1 pseudogene is annotated in these 255 nt (G+C 59.2%); it reads right to left on the bottom strand.

Features of this window, described 5'->3' with window-relative positions:
- Positions 1–255, bottom strand: a pseudogene (locus ACEN8I_RS24165) (hypothetical protein); the annotation flags it as partial.

Raw genomic sequence — 255 nt, 5'->3', positions numbered from 1 at the left:
GATTTCGGAGAGAACGAGGCCGAGACGGACGCGACGTTCGGCGAGCGCCTTGTATTCGTCGCGCGCCTTCTCTTCGGTCGTGTCTTCGTCTTCAAAGGTCTTGCCGGACTGGGCGAGATCGTTGTTCACCTGGCTCCAGATGCCGTTATATTCAGCGTCGACCAGCGAAGCCGGGGTCTCGAACTTGTACATCTCGTCAAGCTGATCGAGGATCTGGCGCTTCAGCTTCTGGCGGGTCAGCGAGCCGTACTGCGA

Source organism: Polaromonas sp. CT11-55, from assembly GCF_047303325.1.
GTDB lineage: Bacteria > Pseudomonadota > Gammaproteobacteria > Burkholderiales > Burkholderiaceae_C > Polaromonas.
This window is presented reverse-complemented; position numbering and strand designations above follow the sequence as displayed.